This window comes from Pseudarthrobacter sp. L19 (assembly GCF_050859435.1).
Taxonomy (GTDB): Bacteria; Actinomycetota; Actinomycetes; order Actinomycetales; family Micrococcaceae; genus Arthrobacter.
Map to the genome: position 1 here is coordinate 1,932,740 of NZ_CP193935.1, position 17,533 is coordinate 1,950,272.

A 17,533-nucleotide genomic window follows, 5' to 3' on the forward strand; every position below is an offset into this window, starting at 1 on the left:
CGGTCCGGGCATCGGCTTAGCTGTTCTGGGCTTCCCAGGTGAGGGTCAGGGAAGCAGTGCCGCCCATAGTCGTGCTTGGAGCGTCGGACTTCAGCCCATAGGTGATCTTGTAGGTCCGGGTTTCGGCCGAGGCGCCCGTCGGGGTCCAGCTGCCGACACCAGTTGCGAAGTTGCTGGCCGTAGTGCCAAATGACGCCAGAGTCCCTGTGTAGGAGGGCTTGGACGGGGAAACCGGGGTGAAGTTTTTGCAGGCAGCATCTCCGCCGGTGCCCTCGACGATACTTAGGTCGATGTTGTCAGCTAGTGCTTTGCTGGACGAAGCGGGAGCGGAGGCATAGAGCTTCACCGCGGAGGCGAGGGAACCGGTGGAGGTGACGGTGATGCATTTGGCTCCGACGTCGCCCGGTTTCATATTGGTAGCGGCGAAAGTCGCCGAGGCGGACTTGTCGGTGTTGTCGAGAGCGACCGTGCCGGCCTGCCAGTTGTTGGACGAGCTCTGCGTGGTCGCGCTGAACGCGGAATACGAGGCCTGGGAGACGGCCACGCCGCTTACCAGGAGCGCAGCCGGAACCGCTGCCCATTTAGCCCAACGGGCAGTGCGTGCTGAGACCTTTGCCATGTCATGCTCCTAGCGAGTGTGTGGGGCCCCCGCCCCTTTTGAGACCTGCGCGGGGCCCCTGAGCGGACCCCGCAAAAGCAAAACTACACAGATTTGTCTTGAAATTCAAGCAAACAGGCTTTCTTTCTATTTTTAGGGTCCGGAAATCCCTTGTTTTAGAGCCTTAAGAGGACATAGCTTGATAATAAAGTAACTCCTAAAGGCTTCGCCGGAGGTCAGGGCGGGGCGTGATGAGGGCGGGGAGCTTATGATGAGGTGCCCGCAAAAGGCGGGCGCGGTTACAAGGAGCTAGACATGCCAGGCCAAGCGGAAGGACCCTTGGGGGATAAGGAGGCGCTGCAGCGCATCACGCAGGGTTTGCGTCGCGTCGACGTCGGCACCTACGCGCTCCGAATCCGGCTGGCCGAGAAGCTGGACATCGGGACCATCGACATCAACGCCATGGCGTTCGTGGGCGAAGTGGACGGAATGACGCCGAAGGCGCTCGGGCAGTTACTCAACATCACCACCGGATCTGTGACGGCCATGGTGGACCGCCTTGAGTCCAAGGGTTTCATGATCCGCAAGCCCAACCCGGCGGACCGCCGCAGCGTCTTTCTCCACCTCAGCCCCGCCGGGACCCACGCCATGCAGTGGGCCACTGAGCACTTTGCCGAGGCCGCCGCCGCCGTATTGGAAGGCGCGTCCCAGGAGAGCATCACCGACGTGGCCGGCTTCCTCGAGGGCATCGGACAACGGCTCCTGGCCGCCGCGAGCACGCCCGACTCCTAGCCGCGGGCGCCGCGACTGGTGGCTGGACCGCCTCCGCCGGGTGTACGGGGAGCTGGCCCGCACCCGGTAGGCTCCCAGCAATCATTGAGGAAGTTCACCGGAACTTCACTGCCGGGCCGCCGGGGCGTTGCGTCCCGGTGACAGGGTGGGCGGTACCGCACCCCACCCTCTCGAAAGGTCCGCCATGCCTGAACGTCCCGGACGCCCCTTCCCGCTGCTGCCGATGCTCGGCCACACCAAGGGCAAGCGAAGCCCCGTCACCTGCGCCCTGAAGTGCGACAACGCGTGCTCCGGTGAAGTCTGCAACACCAGCTCCAACGCCTACTTCCGCGACATCGCCTCCGCCACCCTGTCCCGCCGCTCCGCGCTCGGACTCGGCGCCGCCGGTGCGCTCGCCGTCGTCTTCGGCAACGCCGCCACCACCGGGACGGAGGGCAAGGGTGCCGGACTCGCCGGCGCCGCGAAGGCAGGCTTCGGCCCCTCGAAACTGCAGTTCACCGCGATCTCTCCGGTGGACGCCGCCGTCGATGCCCTCACCGTCCCCGCCGGGTTCACCTGGCAGCCGGTGATCCGGTGGGGTGATCCGCTCTTCGCCGATGCACCGGACTTCGACGTGGACCGCCAAAGCGCCGCGGCCCAGGCCCGCCAGTTCGGCTACAACAACGACTACACGGACATCCTGCCCATCGACGCCAAGAACCGCCGGGCCGTGCTCTTCACCAACCACGAGTACACCAACGAAAACATCATGCTCCCCGCCGGTTTCGACCCCGCCGAGGCCCGCGCGATCGGCCGCGCCGCGCACGGCCTCACCGTCGTCGAACTCGAGCGCCAGAACACTACGAAACCGTGGACCTACGTCAAGGGTGCGCCCCGGAACCGCCGCTTCCTGACCGACACGGCGTACGCATTGACCGGACCCGCCGCCGGCTCCGCCCTGGTCCGCACCGCCGCGGATCCCGCCGGGCGGACCATCAGGGGAACCGTGGGCAACTGCTCCGGTGGCACCACCCCGTGGGGGACCATCCTCTCCGGCGAGGAGAACTTCAACGGCTACTTCGTCGCCGCGGGAACGTCCGCGGCGGACAAGCGCTACGGCCTGACCAACAAGCCCACGGCCCGCCAGTGGGAGCTCGATGACCCGCGCTTCGACACCCGCAACCCCGGGTTCGAGAACGAAGCCAACCGCTTCGGCTGGATCGTCGAGGTGGACCCGCTGGACCCGACATCGACGCCGCGCAAGCACTCCGCGATGGGCCGCTTCAAGCACGAAGGGGCCAACGTTATCGTCGCCGCCTCGGGCCACGTGGTCGCCTACATGGGCGACGACGAACGCTTCGACTACCTGTACAAGTTCGTCTCCCGGGACACTTACCGGGAGGGCGACCGGGCGCACAACATGACCCTGCTCACCGAAGGCGACCTCTACGTTGCCCGGTTCTCCGGAGATTCGCCCGCGGCGGAGATCGACGGCTCCGGGGCCCTGCCGGCCGACGGCGCCTTCGACGGTGCCGGTGACTGGCTGCCGCTGGTGGTGGGCGGCCAGTCCAAGGTCCCCGGCATGAGCGTGGAAGAGGTCCTCGTCTACACCCGGCTCGCCGCGGACAAGGTCGGGCCCACCAAGATGGACCGCTGCGAGGATGTCCAGCCCAGCCTGCACACGGGCAAGGTCTACGTGGTCTGCACGAACAACACGGACCGCGGAAAGGCCGGCAAGGAAGGCCCCACCGAGGTCAACCCCCGCGCCATCAACCGGGACGGGCACATTGTCGAGATCTCCGAGACCGGGGACCAGGCCTCGACCTCCTTCACGTGGAACCTGCTGATGGTCTGCGGCGATCCCGCCAGGAACCCGTCCGCGTACTTCGCCGGCTTCCCGGCCAGCCAGGTCTCACCGATCTCCTGCCCGGATAACGTGGCCTTCGACTCGGTGGGCAACCTGTGGATCTCCACCGACGGCGCCCCCTCCAGCACCGGCTACGCCGACGGCCTGTTCAAGGTCACCCTCGACGGCCCCGAGCGCGGCCGGGTGGAGCAGTTCCTCGCGGTGCCGCGGGACGCGGAGACCTGCGGGCCGGTCATCCACGACGACGAACGCCGCGTCTTCGTTGCCGTCCAGCACCCGGGCGAGGAGGGCACCTTCGCGGACCAGCACTCCGCCTTCCCCGACTACGTGCCGGCCGGCGCGGCGCCGAAGCCCGGCCAGGCCCGGATTCCCCGCCCGTCGGTGGTCCAGGTCCTCCGCGGCGGCAACTAGCCGTCCATACCGCGCCTGCGGGGCCGGCTCATCGGGCCGGCCCTGCGGGCGCTCCGGGCGCGCACCCGGTGGGCGCGCTCAGCGGCTCGGCCCTGCGGGCGCGCTCCGTAGGCGCGCTCGGCAGGGCCGGGGAGCGGGGCGGAACTGATAATTTGAACAGTGTGAATAATCCGGCCGAAATGGTTGTCCCCAGAGTCCAGGCAGCGATTGCCACCGCATTCGGCGACGAGTTCCGCGGAACGGACCCGGTGATCCGCCCCTCGCAGTTCGCGGACATCCAGATCAACGCCGCCCTGGCCCTGGCCCGCAAGGTCGGACTGCCGCCGCGGGACGCCGCCGCCCGGATCGTCGACGCGCTGGACCTGGACGGGGTCTGCAGCTTGGTCGAGATCTCCGGCCCCGGCTTCATCAACCTCACCTTCGACGGCACCTGGATCGAGGAACTGCTCAACGCCCCCACCGCGCAGGCCGCCGGGGGCGACGGGCACGGCCCGCTGCACCGCGTCGTCGTCGACTACTCCTCCCCGAACGTCGCCAAGGAAATGCACGTCGGCCACCTCCGCACCACCGTGGTGGGCGACAGCCTGGTCCGGGTCATGGAGGCCCTCGGCCACACCGTGATCCGGCAGAACCACATCGGCGACTGGGGCACCCCGTTCGGCATGCTGATCGAACACTGGCTGGAGGTGGGCGAGGATTCCCCCGAGGCCGCCCTGCTGGTCGATGACCCCAGCGCCTTCTACCAGGCCGCCCGCGCCAAGTTCGACGCCTCCACCGAGGAACCGGACGGCTTCGCCACCCGCGCCCGCCTGCGCGTGGTGGCCCTGCAAGGCGGGGACCCGGAAACCTTCGCCGTCTGGGAACGCCTCGTGGCCCAGTCCAAGCGCTACTTCAACGCCATCTACGCCATGCTGGGCATCAGCCTCACCGACGCCCACATCGCCGGCGAAAGCTCCTACGACGCCCATCTGGCACAGTTGTGCCAGGAACTCGAGGAACGCGGGATCGCCCGGATCAGCGAGGGTGCGCTCTGCACCTTCCCGGCCGGCTTCACCGGCCGCGAGGGCGATCCGCTGCCGCTGATTATCCGCAAGTCCGACGGCGGCTACGGTTACGGCACCACTGACCTGGCCACCATTCGCTACCGGGTCCGCGAGCTGCGGGCGGACCGGGTGCTGTACGTCGTTGGCGCGCCGCAGAACGTGCACCTGCGCATGGTCATGGCCACCGCCCGCGACGCCGGCTGGCTGCCGGACACCGTCGAGGCCACCCACGTCCAGATCGGCAACGTCCTGGGCGAGGACGGCAAGATCCTCAAATCCCGCGCCGGCAACCCGGTCAAGCTGATGGCGCTGCTGCAGGAGGCCGTGGACCGGGCCCGCGCCGTCATCGACGCCAACCGGCCCGAGCTCAGCGATGAGGAGCGCGCCGTCACCGCACGCCAGGTGGGGATTGGGGCGGTCAAGTACGCCGACCTCTCCACCGGCCACGACACCGAGTACGTCTTCGACTTCGACCGGATGCTGGCCCTCAGCGGGAACACCGGCCCCTACGTCCAGTACGCGGCCGCCCGGATCCGCTCCATCCTCCGCAAGGCCGGGGCACTGGAACAGCACGAGGCCGCGGCCGGGACCGCCCCGGCGGCCACCATCGCCATCGTCGAGCCCGCCGAACGCGCCTTGGCCCTGCACCTGCTCGAGTACGACGCCACCCTGCGGAAGGTCGCCGAGATGCTCGAACCACACCGGCTCTGCGCCTACCTGTTCGAGCTCGCGCAGCTCTTCACCTCCTTCTACGACCAGTGCCCGGTGCTGAAAGCCGAAGACACTGTCCGGGAATCCCGGCTGGCCCTCTGCGGGCTGGTGCTGCGCCGGCTGAGCGCGGGCCTGGACCTGCTGGGCATCGAGACGCCGGAGAACATGTGAGCCAGGGCGGGGGACTGGGCGCCGTCGAGAGCGCCCGGATGGCCGTGGCCGCCCTGCTCGGGGCCGGCGTCCGCTACGTCGTCGTCGCCCCCGGCTCCCGGTCCGCGCCCATGGCGTATGCGCTGGCCGAAGCGGACACCGCCGGCCGGGTGGAGCTGCTGGTCCGGATCGACGAACGCGACGCAGGCTTCACCGCCCTGGGCCTGGCCCTCGCCACCGGCGCCCCCGCCGCCGTCCTCACCACCTCCGGGACCGCCGTCGGCAACCTGCTGCCGGCCGTCATGGAGGCCAACCACGCCGCCGTGCCGCTGGTGGTCCTCTCCGCCGACCGGCCCGACGAACTGCGCGGCACCGGCGCGAACCAGACCACCATCCAGCCGGACCTGTTCGGCGAGCACGTCCGCTTCGCCGTGGACGTGGCCGCCGGGGACAACCCCGTCCGCGCGGTGGAGACCGCGCTCAGCGCCGCCACCGGAGCCTTCGAGGACATCCCGCCCGGCCCTGTGCAGCTGAACCTGGCCTTCCGGGACCCGCTGGTCCCCGCCGAGGGGAAAGCATGGGTGACCCCGCCGCCCGCCGGGTCCACCACGCCCCGCGGACCCCGCTCGCGCTGGACTTCCCCGCCGCCGACGCCGCCCTGCCGGAGCGGCGCACCGTGGTCCTCGCCGGGCACGACGCCGGCCCCGTCGCCGAGGCGTTCGCCCGGGCCCACGGACTGCCGCTGCTGGCCGAACCGTCCTCCAATGCCCGGTTCGGTCCCAACGCCGTTGGCCCCTACCGGCTACTGCTGGAGCACTTTGGTCCGGACGCGGCCCAGCCCATCGAACGGGTGGTCCTCTTCGGCCGGCCCACCCTGTCCCGGCCGGTCTCCGCGTTGCTGGCCCGCGCCGACGTCCCCTCCGCCCTCTACCAGCCGGTGCCGGTGGCCTGGTACGAACCCGGCCGCCGGACCGAGCTGCCGTTGGAAACCCTCGCGGACCTGGCCGAGTTCGCCGGCCGCGGACCCGCCGCCTGGCTGGACGCCTGGGTGCTGGCCGGTGCCGCCGCGCAGCACGCCCTGGACTCCGTCCTCGCCGGCACTGCCGAGGCCACCGGTCCCGCCGTCGGCGCCCAGGTGTGGGAGCACGCCTCCGGGCAGCTGGTGCTGGGCTCCTCCAACGGCATCCGCGACGTGGACCTGGCCGGCGTCCCGCCGCAGGAACCGCGGGCCACGGTCTTCGCCAACCGAGGCCTCGCCGGGATCGACGGCACCCTGGCCACCGCCACCGGCGTCGCCGTCGGCGGGCGGCAGGAGACCACGGTCCTACTGGGCGACGTGACCTTCCTGCACGACGCCGGGGGACTGTTCCTCGGGGCGGGGGAGAAGGACCCGGCGCTGCGGCTCGTGGTCCTCAACGACGCGGGCGGGGCGATCTTCGGGTTGCTGGAACACGGCGGGATCGCCCAGTCCGGCCGCTACGGCACCGCCGTCGAACGCCTCTTTGGCACCCCGCACACCGTGGACCTGTCCGCCCTCGCCACGGCCTACGGCGTGCCGCACCGGGCCGTGACCACGACGGCGGAGCTCGCCGCGGCGCTGGCCGAACCGGTGGAGGTTCGCAGCATCATCGAGGTCCGGACCGACCGGCGGCGCCTGCGGGCCCTGCACGGCAGCATCCGCACCGCGGTGGCCGCCGCCGTCGCCGGCACCCTCGGCGGGTAGCTCCGCACTTCCGCTACGACAGATGATTTACGCAACGAAAAGGACAGCCGCTCCGTGGATCCACGGAGCGGCTGTCCTTTTCGGCGCGGAATCGCGGCGGGGCCCTAGAGCACCCGGCTCAGGAACTCCTTGGTGCGCGCGTGCTGCGGGTTGGACAGCACCTCGCGCGGGTCGCCGGATTCGACGACGACGCCGCCGTCCATGAACGTCAGCCGGTCACCGACCTCCCGGGCGAAACCGATCTCGTGGGTCACCACGATCATGGTCATGCCGGACTTGGCGAGGTCCTTCATCACGTTCAGCACGTCGCCTACCAGCTCGGGGTCGAGCGCCGAGGTGGGCTCGTCGAAGAGCATCAGTTCCGGATCCATGGCCAGCGCACGGGCGATCGCCACGCGCTGCTGCTGGCCGCCGGAGAGCTGCGAGGGGTAGTGCCCGGAGCGGTCGGCCAGGCCAACGCGGTCCAGCAGCTCCAGCGCCCGCTTCTTGGCGATGTCCTTCGGCTGGCCCTTGACCTGCACCGGAGCCTCCATCACGTTCTGCAGCGCCGTCTTGTGCGGGAACAGGTTGAAGCGCTGGAAGACCATGCCGATCTCGCGGCGCTGGGCGGCGATCTCCTTGGTCTTCAAATCGTGCAGGCGGCCGTTGACCTCGCGGTAGCCGATCAGCGATCCGCCGACGGAGATCCGTCCGGCGCTGATGGTTTCCAGCAGGTTCACGCAGCGGAGCATGGTGGACTTGCCGGATCCGGACGGTCCGATCACCACGGAGACTTCGCCCTGGTTGACGGTCAGGTCGATGCCGCGCAGCACATGGTGGTGGCCGTAGTACTTGTGCAGCCCCTGGATTTCGACCAGTGGCTTCTCGGCGATGGCCGTCATCGGGCACTCTCCTCGGGGAAGTCCGTTTTCAGTGACCGCTGGGCGTCGGCGCCGGGGGTACCGGCGGCGGCAGCCTTGGCGGCGGCGGGGTTCACCGCGGCGGGTGCGAGGTTGTCCACGCCCTTGCCGTAGTACGCCTCAAGGTAGTGCTGGCCCACCATCAGGATGCTGGTGACCAGCAGGTACCAGAACGCCGCGACGATCAGCAGCGGGATCGGCAGGTAGATCCGGTTGGCCAGGGCGTTGGTGGCGAAGGTCAGGTCCAGGGTGAACGGCACGGCCAGGACCAGGGAGGTGGTCTTGAGCATGCCGATGGTCTCGTTGCCCGTGGGCGGGACGATGATCCGCATGGCCTGCGGCAGGATGATCCGCCACATGATCTTGCCCTTGGACATGCCGAGCGCCTCGGCGGCCTCGGTCTGGCCCCGGTCCACGGACTTCAGGCCGGCCCGGAAGATCTCGGCCAGGTACGCGGACTCGTTCAGGCCCAGGCCCAGGATCGCGGGGATCAGGCCCTTGCTGGGATCCGAGAGCGCGTAGCTGAACAGCTCCGGCCCAAACGGGATGCCCAGGGTGATGGCCGGGTAGAGCACGGTGACCAGGCCCCAGAACACCAGCTGGGTGTAGACCGGGGTGCCGCGGAAGAACCAGACCCAGAGCCAGCTGGTGTAGCGCAGCACCGGGTTGTCGGACTGCCGCATGACCGCCAGCAGGATGGCCAGGACGATCGCCAGGACCATCGAGGTGACGGTCAGGAGCAGGGTCCAGCCCACGCCCTGGACCACCTTGACGTCCAGGATGTAGGTGGCGACGACGTCCCAGCGGAAGTTGGGGTTGGTCACCAGGCTCTGCAGCAGCAGGATCAGGGCGCCACCGATGATGATGGCGCTGATCCAGCGGCCGGGGTGGCGCACCGGTACCGATTTGTTCAGTACCGGTGCTTCGTCATTCCGGTCCTTCATTGCAGCATCCGAGTGGCCGGTTAGGCTCAAGACGACGCCGCCGGGTTGAGCTCGGACTTGGTGATGGCGCCTTCGGCGTTGCCCCAGCCCTCGAGGATCTTCTTGTAGGACCCGTCAGCGATCAGCTTGGTCATGGTCTTCTGGACGAGGTCCGCGAGGGCCGTGTCCGACTTGGCGACGGCGATACCCTGCGGAGCGGCGTCGTAGACGTCGCCGAGCTTCTCGAGCTGGCCGTTGGTCTGGGTCAGGGCGTAGCCGATGATCGGGGAGTCGGCGGCCATCGCGTCGATGCTGCCGTTGACCAGGCGGGTGGTGACGTCAGTCTGGTTCTTCAGCGTCACGATTTCGATCGGCTTCTTGCCCTCGGCGGTGCACTTCTTGTTGCGGTCGGCGAGGTCCGGGTCTTCCTGCACGGTGCCGGTCTGGACGCCGATGGCCTTGCCGCAGACGTCATCGAGCGAGAAGCCCTTCGGGTTGCCCTTCTTCACTGCCCAGGCGGTGCCGGCGTTGAAGTAGCTGACCATGTTCACCGCGCCGAGGCGCTCCTTGTTGATGGTGAAGGAGGAGATGCCCAGGTCGTACTTCGGGCCGAGCGCCGGGAGGATGCCGGTGAATTCCGCGGTCTGGACCTGGACCTTGAGGCCCAGGGTCGCGCCGATCGCCTTGGCGATGTCGACGTCGTAGCCCACCGGGGTCTGGCCGTCCGGGCCGAGGAATTCGGCCGGGGCGTAGCTGGTGTCGGCGCCGATGGTCAGGGTGCCCTTGGACTTGATGGCCGCGGGGACCATGGCTGCCAGGGAATCGTCCTTCTGCACCGTCGTGGGGTCGAAGCTGGCTTTCGACGCGCCGGAGGCTGCGGGGCTGCCGGCGCCGGACCCGGTCTCGGAGGCGTTGGTGCAGGCGGACAGTGCCAGGGCACCGACGGCGAGGACGGTGGCGGCCTTGAGCGTGGAGGCGCTCAGGAGCGAACGGGAGATCTGCATTTTTTCTTACCTTTTGTTGCAGGGGAGCCGGGAACTAAATCGGTTCATAGTGTATCGCCGAACAAGAGATGTACGTCACAGAAAACTAAGTTTCACTATTGGATAACTATAGTGAACGCTTTTGCAACCATTACCGCCGGGGAGATGTCTGGAATCCCGGATTCGGTGTCGCGGCGGCGGGCCGCCTTGTGTAACAGGGGTACGACGGCGATGCGCCGGCGTTCCGTGGGCGACGGGGCGCGCCCGTGTGCCGGCTTTTCGCCGCCAGCGAGCACGCCGGTGTGCGCGGGGAGAGCCGGGGTTCAGCTTTCGATGCCGAGGGACTCCAGCATCGGCCGGAACTTCGCCCACGTCTCGGCCAGCTCCATCTCGGGAACCGAGCCCTCCACCACGCCGCAGCCGGCGTAGAGCCGGACCGTGTCCGGGCCCTCGACCACCGCGCCGCGTAAGGCGATGCCCCATTCGCCGTTGCCGGCCGCGTCCAGCCAGCCCACCGGTCCGGCGTAGGGGCCGCGGTCCAGGTGCTCGAGCTTGCGGATGAGCGCGCCGGCCACCGTGGTGGGGGTGCCGCAGACGGCCGCGGTGGGGTGCAGGGCGTTGATCAGCGCCAGGCAGGTGGGGACGTGCCCCTCTACCTCGGTCAGTTCGGCTTTCACGTCGGAGGCGAGGTGCCAGACGTTGGGCAGTTCCAGGATGAAGGGCTCGCTGTGGGCGTTCATCGCCTCGGAGAACGGCGCCAGCTGGGTGGTCAGCGACGCGATGGCGATGTCGTGCTCGTGGCGCTGCTTCTCGGACCCGGCCAGGACCCGTTCGGCGAAGTCCAGCGGGCTGCCCTCGACGCCGTCGGCGTCGCGCCGGTCCAGGGTTCCTGCCAGCACGCGGGCCTGGGCGGTGCGGCCTTCCACCTGGATCAGCATCTCCGGGGTGGATCCCACCAGCCCGTCCACGCCGTAGGTCCAGCACTCGCGGTACCGGACGGCCAGTTCGCGGAGGATGGCGGCGGCGTGCACGCCGTCGGGCAGGGTGGCCACGATGTCCCGGGCCAGCACCAGCTTCTCGAGGGCGCCGGTGCGGATTTCGGCGACGCCGGCGGCGACGGCTGCCATCCAGTCCGTCTCGTTGAGCGCCCCGGTGCTGAGCTTGGCCTCACGGTCGCCCTGCGGCGCGCGCTCCGGGGCGGTGTCCAGCCAGCGGTTCAGGGCGGCGCGCGCGCCCGCCTCGGTGAGTTCGACGTCGTCGGCGGTGATCTGGGTCAGCCAGGCCGTCCCGTCGCGCAGTCCCACCACGACCTCGGGGATGATCAGCCGGGATTCGTGCGCGGAAACCTTGGAGAAGGCAAAGGAGCCGAAGGCCACCGGGCCGGTGCCGGGGCACTCCACCGCGTCGGTGACGTCGGCCTCGAGGACCAGGTGGCGCCACCAGATGTCGGCCTCCAGGAACCGCTCCGGACCCGTGGCCGTGAACCGGTCCACCTCGCCGAAGCCCACCAGGCCGGCTTCGCGGCGGGTCCAGCAGAGCACGTCGTCACGGACCAGAAATGACGGCAGCCCCCGGGGAACGAATCAGCATCGAGGGGGACTGTCAGGGTCCTGATATGTCTGGTGCCGGGCGCGCTCGTCATGATGAGACAACACTACTCCCGCGTGTCCCGCCCTCTGCCCGGTCCGGCGGTTAGGGGAGGGTGGAAGTTTTGAGACAATGACGAGGTGAACCGAGCATCCTTGGATAAGCGTCCGGACGAAGTAGCCACGATGTTTGATGACGTCGCGCCTAAATACGACGTCGTCAACGATGTGCTGTCGATGGGACAGACCCGGCGCTGGCGCCGGATCGTCGTCGAGGCCATGGACGTCAAGGCCGGCCAGCGGGTGCTGGACCTGGCCGCGGGAACCGGTACTTCCAGCGAGCCGTACGCGGACGCCGGGATCGACGTCGTCGCCTGCGACTTCTCCCTGGGCATGCTCAAGGTGGGCAAGCGCCGCCGCCCGGACATCGACTTCATCGCCGGCGACGCCACCCGGCTGCCGTTCGCGGATAACACCTTCGATGCCAGCACCATCTCCTTCGGCCTGCGCAACGTCAACGAGCCCAAGAAGGCCCTCGCCGAGATGCTCCGGGTCACCAAGCCCGGCGGCCGGCTGGTCATTGCCGAGTTCTCCCAGCCCGTGGTGCCGCTCTGGCGGACCATGTACACCGAGTACCTGATGCGCGCGCTGCCGGCGATCGCCGTCAAGGTCTCCTCGAACCCGGACGCCTACGTCTACCTCGCCGAATCCATCCGCGCCTGGCCGGACCAGGATCACCTGGCGGCCTGGCTGCAGGAAGCCGGCTGGGAGTCTGTCAGCTACCGCAACCTCAGCGGCGGCATCGTTGCCGTGCACCGGGCGCAGAAGCCGGCCGGTCCCGCGGAGGGCCCGGCCGCCGGCGCGCAGGCCCTGGCCAACCACACCGGCCCGGTCGCGAAGCTGCGCCGCAACATCACCCGGCCCGGGCGCTAGCCCGGCGATGCCGTGAAAGTACTGATCGTCGGCGCGGGTCCCGCCGGATCCACCGCCGCGTACTACCTGGCGCAGGCCGGCCTCGAGGTCACGGTGCTGGAGAAGACCAGTTTCCCGCGCGAAAAGGTCTGCGGCGACGGCCTCACGCCCCGCGCGGTGCGGGAAATCCAGAAGCTCGGCCTGCCGCACCCCGAGACTGAGGGCTGGCGGCGGAACAAGGGCCTCCGGCTGATCGCGGGCGGCCGCACCATCGAACTGCCCTGGCCCGAGGTCTCCGACTTCCCGCAGTACGGCCTGATCCGGACCCGTCTGGGCTTCGACGAGGAACTCGCCCGGCACGCCCAGTCCGCGGGCGCCGTCGTGCTCGAACGCCACAGCGTCACCGAGGCCCTCCGCGGCGACGACGGCCGGGTCACCGGCGTCCGGGCCGCGCTGCTGGATGACGCCGGCCGGAAGACGGGGAGACCCGGGACTTCGCCGCCGACGTCGTCCTTGCCGCTGACGGCAACTCCACCCGCACCGCCGTGTCCCTGGGCCTGCGCAAACGCGACGACCGCCCCCTCGGCGTCGCCGTGCGCACCTATTTCACCAGCCCCCGCCACGAGGACGACTGGATGGAGGGCTGGCTGGAACTGCCCGGCGCCGACGGCAAGCTGCTGCCCGGCTACGGCTGGATCTTTGGCGTCGGCGACGGCACTTCCAACGTGGGCCTGGGCATCCTGAACTCCTCCAAGGAATTCGGCAAGCTCGACTACAAGCAGGTCCTGCGCGAGTGGACTGCCGGGATGCCGCCGGAGTGGGGCTTCACCCCGGAGAACCAGGTGGGCGAGATCCGCGGCGCCGCGCTGCCGATGGGCTTCAACCGCACCCCGCACTACGCGCCGGGCCTGTTGCTGCTCGGCGACGCCGGCGGCATGGTCTCCCCGTTCAACGGCGAGGGCATCTCCTACGCGATGGAGTCCGCCCGCTTCGCCGCCGAATACCTGATCGACACCGCCTCCCGGTCCGCGGCGGCCGGCTGGGACCGGAACGACGCCGATGCGCACCTGTCCGGGTACGCCGGCTACGTCCGCGACCAGTGGGGCTCGCACTTCACCCTGGGCCGCGCCTTCGCCGCCGTGATCGGCAAGCCGGCGGTCATGAAGCTGGCGCTGCGGACCGGCATGCCGCTGCCGCTGCTGATGAAGTTCGTGGTCCGGCTGATGGCCAACCTGACCGACCCCTCCGCCAGGGGCATCGAGGACCGGATGATCCGGGTCCTGGAGGCCCTGGTCCCGGCGACGTCCAATACCGGCACCGTTCCGGCCCCGAATCCGCGGTTTCCGCAACAAAAAGTTAGGGTTGACCCGTGACCAACTCCGCAGACCAAAGCTGGACGCACGCCGGGCACGGCCTGCAGGGCTCCGAGCCCGACCTGAACACCACCGCCATCGCCACCGGGCTGCAGCTTCCGGCAGGGTTTGCGGCGATCGCCGGCGACGCCGAACTGGGCCCCGCGATCACCACCAACCTCGCGCGCGTGGAGAAGAAGCTGCGCGAGGCGATCGCCAACTCCGATCCGCTGGCCGATGCCACCTCCCGCCACCTGGTGGAGGCCGGCGGCAAGCGCATCCGGCCGCTGCTGACCCTGCTGTGCGCGCACCTGGGCGATGCCTCCCGGCCTGCCGTGGTGCAGGCCGCCGTCGTCGTCGAGCTGACGCACCTGGCCACGCTGTACCACGACGACGTCATGGACTCCGCGCCGTTCCGCCGCGGGGCCCCCACTGCGCACGAGGTCTGGGGCAACTCCGTGGCCGTCCTGACCGGCGACCTGATCTTCGCCCGCGCCTCGATCCTGGTCTCCGAACTGGGCTCGCGTGCCCTGGGCATCCAGGCCCGCACCTTCGAGCGGCTGTGCCTCGGTCAGCTGCACGAGACCGTTGGGCCGCGGCCGGACGAGGATCCCGTGGAGCACTACCTGTCCGTGATCGCGGACAAGACCGGTTCCCTTGTGGCGGCCTCGGGCCAGCTCGGGGCGATCTTCTCCGGGGCCGACGAGTCCTACGAGGCCCTGCTGGTCGAGTACGGCGAGAAGGTGGGCGTGGCCTTCCAGCTGGCCGACGACGTGATCGACGTGACCGGCGTCAAGGTCAAGAGCGGCAAGTCCCCGGGCACCGACCTACGTGAGGGCGTGCCCACGCTGCCCGTGCTGCTGCTGCGGAAGGCCGCGGCCGACGGCGACCAGTCCGCCGTGGATCTGCTGACCCTGATCGACGGGGACCTGAGCTCCGATGAGGCGCTGGCCGCCGCCGTGGCCGGGCTGCGTGAGCACCCGGTCACCGCGCAGTCCTGGGCCGTGGCGCGGGAGTGGGCGGCCGAGGCGATTGCCGCCCTCCAGCCGCTGCCCGAGGGAGTGGTCAAGGATTCGCTGACCAGCTTTGCGCACGCCGTGGTGGAGCGCAGCAGCTAGGTTCCTGCCGCGGCCCTTGTCAGGGCCGGCACCCCTGTGGACGCGGAATGGCCCCGGTCCTCACAACGTTCGAGTCGTCCGTTGTGCGGAACCGGGGCCATTTCTCCGTTCGCATCAGATTCACCGGAGGCGTTTAGTGAACCCATGAATAAGCGTATGACAACTCTGTCAAGCTGTCTAGGGTTTCTGTAATTTTGCTGTCATGGTTTTTGCCGGGGCTCGCTGCTGGCGGTCCGGGGGCACATTGAATCTCCTCTGCCTGACTTAGCCGCTCAGACGCCGGCGTGTCTGGGCCGAAGTGCCCCCGTCCGGCTGAACGGGATAGGGCGACGCTGTCCACATACGGCACCGGCACAGGTGCGCGTGCGCATGGTGTCCGTGAGATTGAGCTGATGGAGCTTTTCACATTCTTGGCAGGGCGGGGTGGAATGGCGACGACGGCGGCGCTGCAGCGGGCCGGGTTTACCCGTCACCGCCTCACGGCAGGCGTGGCGTCGGGCGTCGTTGTGAGGGTCCGCCGCGGACACTATGCCCTGCCGGGGAACGCCGGTGAATATGGGGCCGCCCGTGAGATCCGGGGTCTGCTGACCTGCCTTTCGGCTGCGCCCGGCTACGGCTTGTGGACGCTCGTGCCTGCTGCACGTCTTCACGTCTGCGTAGGCCACCGATTGGCCCCGCCCGGCGTCATCCAACACGGCCGCATTCTTCATCCCAGGCACCCGACCCTGCCGATGGTCGGCTTGGCTGACGTCCTGCTGCACGCCTTGCGCTGCCTGCCGGAACGTGAAGCCCTGGTGATGATTCAGTGCGCGGTCGGCCGTGGTGACATCAGCCTGGCTTTCCTGCGCGGACGCCTCGCCGGGAACCGGAACGCCCGGGCACGGGCAGTGCTGGATCTGATCATTCCCCGGGCGGATTCGCTGCTCGAGGTCCTCGCCAACGCCGCCTTCGTACGCGCCGGCCTCCATATCCGCAGGCACGTGGAGATACCCGGCGTCGGGGAGGTTGATTTCCTCGTGGAGGCCCTAGTGATCGTCGAGACCGACGGGGCAACCCACCTGGAACCATTCCAGGTCAAGAAGGACCGGCGGCGTAACAATACCGCCGTTGTCGGTGGCTACCTTGTGCTTCGGTTCGGCTACGACGATGTCGTGCACCACTCCGAGCGGATGGTGACCCAGGTTAGGGCACTCATTGATCTCTGGCGCAGGGGAGGGTTCCATCCGTGAGGCTGCATCCCCAGCGGTGCGGGTGCAGTTCGACGCCGGAGCACGGGTTCACAGGCACCTGTGCGTGTTCGTGTCAAAGTGCCCCCGGAGGGACTCCGACCCCGGCGTCGGGAGGCTAGTCGTCGTCGTCGTTGAAGGCCCACTCGAACATGTCGAAGACGAACTCGGAGAAGGTCCCCTCTTCGCTCTTCCACTGTCCGCGGGCGTTGTTGCGGCGGTACACGATGGGGTCCGGGACGCTGAGGTCGCCCACGCGGAAGCCCCAGGTGAACTGCTCTTCCTCGTCCTCGAGGAACATCATGAAGCCCTCGTCGTCGACTTCGAGTTCCTCGGGATCCCAGAAGTAGTGGTACGCCTCCATCAGGTCCTCGCAGCCACCCAAGGCCAGGTAGAACTCGCGGAGGACCAGGGGAATGGTGAACTGGTGCTCGGCCAGGGCCTCGTCCAGCTCCTGCTCGGACAGGCCGTCCGCTTCCTGCCATTCGTCTTCGAGATATTTCGGAACAAGCGCGCGGAACTTCTCGAGGAACATGTCAGTCATGCTTCATATCCTAGCTAATCCGAGGGCCCTCTCCCCGCCCGGCCCAGGCCCAGCCGGTGCCAGCCGCGTACGGCCAGCGGAACCCGCCAGCGACGCCGCCACGCGGTGACCCGGAACGCGAAAACCAGGGCCGCCACCACCGGTCCGGTGACCGGGTTGAAGGAGCCCGTCACGGACAGCGCCACCGTCAACCCGGCGCCGGCAAACGCGGGCAGGGCGTACAGGTCGCCCGGGTCGAAGAGCTGCGGCACCTCGTTGGCCGTGATGTCGCGGAGCAGGCCGCCGCCCACTGCCGTCGTCACACCCAGCAGCACCGCGGCCACCGGGTGCATCCCCGCGGCGAGGGCCTTCAGGCTGCCCGTGATGCAGAACAGGGCCAGACCGCCGGCGTCGAAGAGCACCAGCAGCGAGGTGAACCGCTGGACGCTCGAGTAGAGGAAATACACCAGGACGGTCGCCAGCAGCGGGGGAGCGAGGTAGGCGGGGTTGGTGAACGCCGCCGGGGAGCCATTGTTGATGATGATGTCCCGGATGACGCCGCCGCCCAGGCTCACCACCGAGGCCAGCAGCAGGGAGCCGACAATGTCGAATTCCTTCCGCGCCGCCAGCAGCGACCCGGACACCGCGAAGAAGAAGACACCTGCCAGGTCCAACCACACCAGGACGAGGCTGAAGGAAAAGGTCATGGCGGTCCTGGTTTTTCGGCGGGGCGGAGG

12 protein-coding genes and 3 pseudogenes are annotated in these 17,533 nt (G+C 68.9%); 8 read left to right on the plus strand and 7 right to left on the minus strand.

Going from position 1 to position 17,533, the window contains the following annotated elements:
* Positions 1–16: 16 nt before the first annotated feature.
* Positions 17–619, minus strand: coding sequence for a hypothetical protein (locus tag ACRQ5B_RS09170; RefSeq protein WP_432393403.1), 603 nt, complete (start codon positions 617–619; stop codon positions 17–19).
* A 294-nt stretch (positions 620–913) separates the two neighbouring features.
* Here ACRQ5B_RS09170 and ACRQ5B_RS09175 point away from each other — a divergent pair, with 294 nt between their 5' ends.
* The 4 genes and pseudogenes from ACRQ5B_RS09175 to menD all read left to right on the plus strand — a co-directional run bounded on the left by ACRQ5B_RS09175 (position 914) and on the right by menD (position 7,274).
* On the plus strand, positions 914–1,390 hold the full coding sequence (locus tag ACRQ5B_RS09175; RefSeq protein WP_432393405.1) for a MarR family winged helix-turn-helix transcriptional regulator: 477 nt from the start codon (positions 914–916) through the stop codon (positions 1,388–1,390).
* A 184-nt stretch (positions 1,391–1,574) separates the two neighbouring features.
* Positions 1,575–3,647, plus strand: a complete 2,073-nt coding sequence (locus ACRQ5B_RS09180) for a PhoX family protein (protein ID WP_432393407.1) — start codon at positions 1,575–1,577, stop codon at positions 3,645–3,647.
* A 179-nt stretch (positions 3,648–3,826) separates the two neighbouring features.
* Entirely contained in the window at positions 3,827–5,572 is a 1,746-nt protein-coding gene (gene argS / locus ACRQ5B_RS09185; protein WP_432393409.1) for an arginine--tRNA ligase, read from the plus strand.
* 38 nt (positions 5,573–5,610) lie between these two features.
* Positions 5,611–7,274 (plus strand): annotated as a pseudogene (gene menD, locus ACRQ5B_RS09190) (2-succinyl-5-enolpyruvyl-6-hydroxy-3-cyclohexene-1-carboxylic-acid synthase).
* 104 nt (positions 7,275–7,378) lie between these two features.
* On the opposite strand, the gene ACRQ5B_RS09195 reads toward menD, so the two are convergent.
* From ACRQ5B_RS09195 to ACRQ5B_RS09210, 4 genes and pseudogenes are all read right to left on the minus strand, one after another.
* A complete protein-coding gene (locus ACRQ5B_RS09195) occupies positions 7,379–8,155 on the minus strand; it encodes an amino acid ABC transporter ATP-binding protein (RefSeq protein WP_432393411.1) in 777 nt (258 codons plus the stop codon).
* Complete coding sequence (locus ACRQ5B_RS09200) at positions 8,152–9,117, minus strand: amino acid ABC transporter permease (RefSeq protein ID WP_432393413.1); 966 nt, start codon at positions 9,115–9,117, stop codon at positions 8,152–8,154. Before ACRQ5B_RS09200 ends, ACRQ5B_RS09195 begins: the two co-directional genes overlap by 4 nt.
* A 26-nt stretch (positions 9,118–9,143) precedes the next feature.
* The gene (locus ACRQ5B_RS09205; RefSeq protein ID WP_432393414.1) at positions 9,144–10,100 is read right to left on the minus strand and encodes an ABC transporter substrate-binding protein; all 957 of its coding nucleotides are present in this window, start codon (positions 10,098–10,100) and stop codon (positions 9,144–9,146) included.
* 302 nt (positions 10,101–10,402) lie between these two features.
* Positions 10,403–11,721, minus strand: a pseudogene (locus ACRQ5B_RS09210) (isochorismate synthase).
* 85 nt (positions 11,722–11,806) lie between these two features.
* Between ACRQ5B_RS09210 and ACRQ5B_RS09215 the strand changes: the two are divergent.
* The 4 genes and pseudogenes from ACRQ5B_RS09215 to ACRQ5B_RS09230 all read left to right on the plus strand — a co-directional run bounded on the left by ACRQ5B_RS09215 (position 11,807) and on the right by ACRQ5B_RS09230 (position 16,276).
* The gene (locus ACRQ5B_RS09215) at positions 11,807–12,598 is read left to right on the plus strand and encodes a demethylmenaquinone methyltransferase (protein WP_432393416.1); all 792 of its coding nucleotides are present in this window, start codon (positions 11,807–11,809) and stop codon (positions 12,596–12,598) included.
* Positions 12,599–12,610: 12 nt separating this feature from the next.
* Positions 12,611–13,950, plus strand: a pseudogene (locus tag ACRQ5B_RS09220) (geranylgeranyl reductase family protein).
* Positions 13,947–15,047, plus strand: coding sequence for a polyprenyl synthetase family protein (locus ACRQ5B_RS09225; RefSeq protein WP_432393417.1), 1,101 nt, complete (start codon positions 13,947–13,949; stop codon positions 15,045–15,047). The pseudogene ACRQ5B_RS09220 and the gene ACRQ5B_RS09225 overlap by 4 nt, the downstream one beginning before the upstream one ends.
* A 392-nt stretch (positions 15,048–15,439) precedes the next feature.
* Entirely contained in the window at positions 15,440–16,276 is an 837-nt protein-coding gene (locus ACRQ5B_RS09230) for a DUF559 domain-containing protein (RefSeq protein ID WP_432393419.1), read from the plus strand.
* A gap of 115 nt (positions 16,277–16,391) precedes the next feature.
* On the opposite strand, the gene ACRQ5B_RS09235 is transcribed toward ACRQ5B_RS09230, so the two are convergent.
* Positions 16,392–16,817: a hypothetical protein gene (locus tag ACRQ5B_RS09235; RefSeq protein WP_432393421.1), complete on the minus strand. Its 426-nt coding sequence runs from the start codon at positions 16,815–16,817 to the stop codon at positions 16,392–16,394.
* Between the two features lie 14 nt (positions 16,818–16,831).
* Entirely contained in the window at positions 16,832–17,503 is a 672-nt protein-coding gene (locus ACRQ5B_RS09240; protein WP_290256051.1) for a trimeric intracellular cation channel family protein, read from the minus strand.
* Positions 17,504–17,533 lie beyond the last annotated feature (30 nt).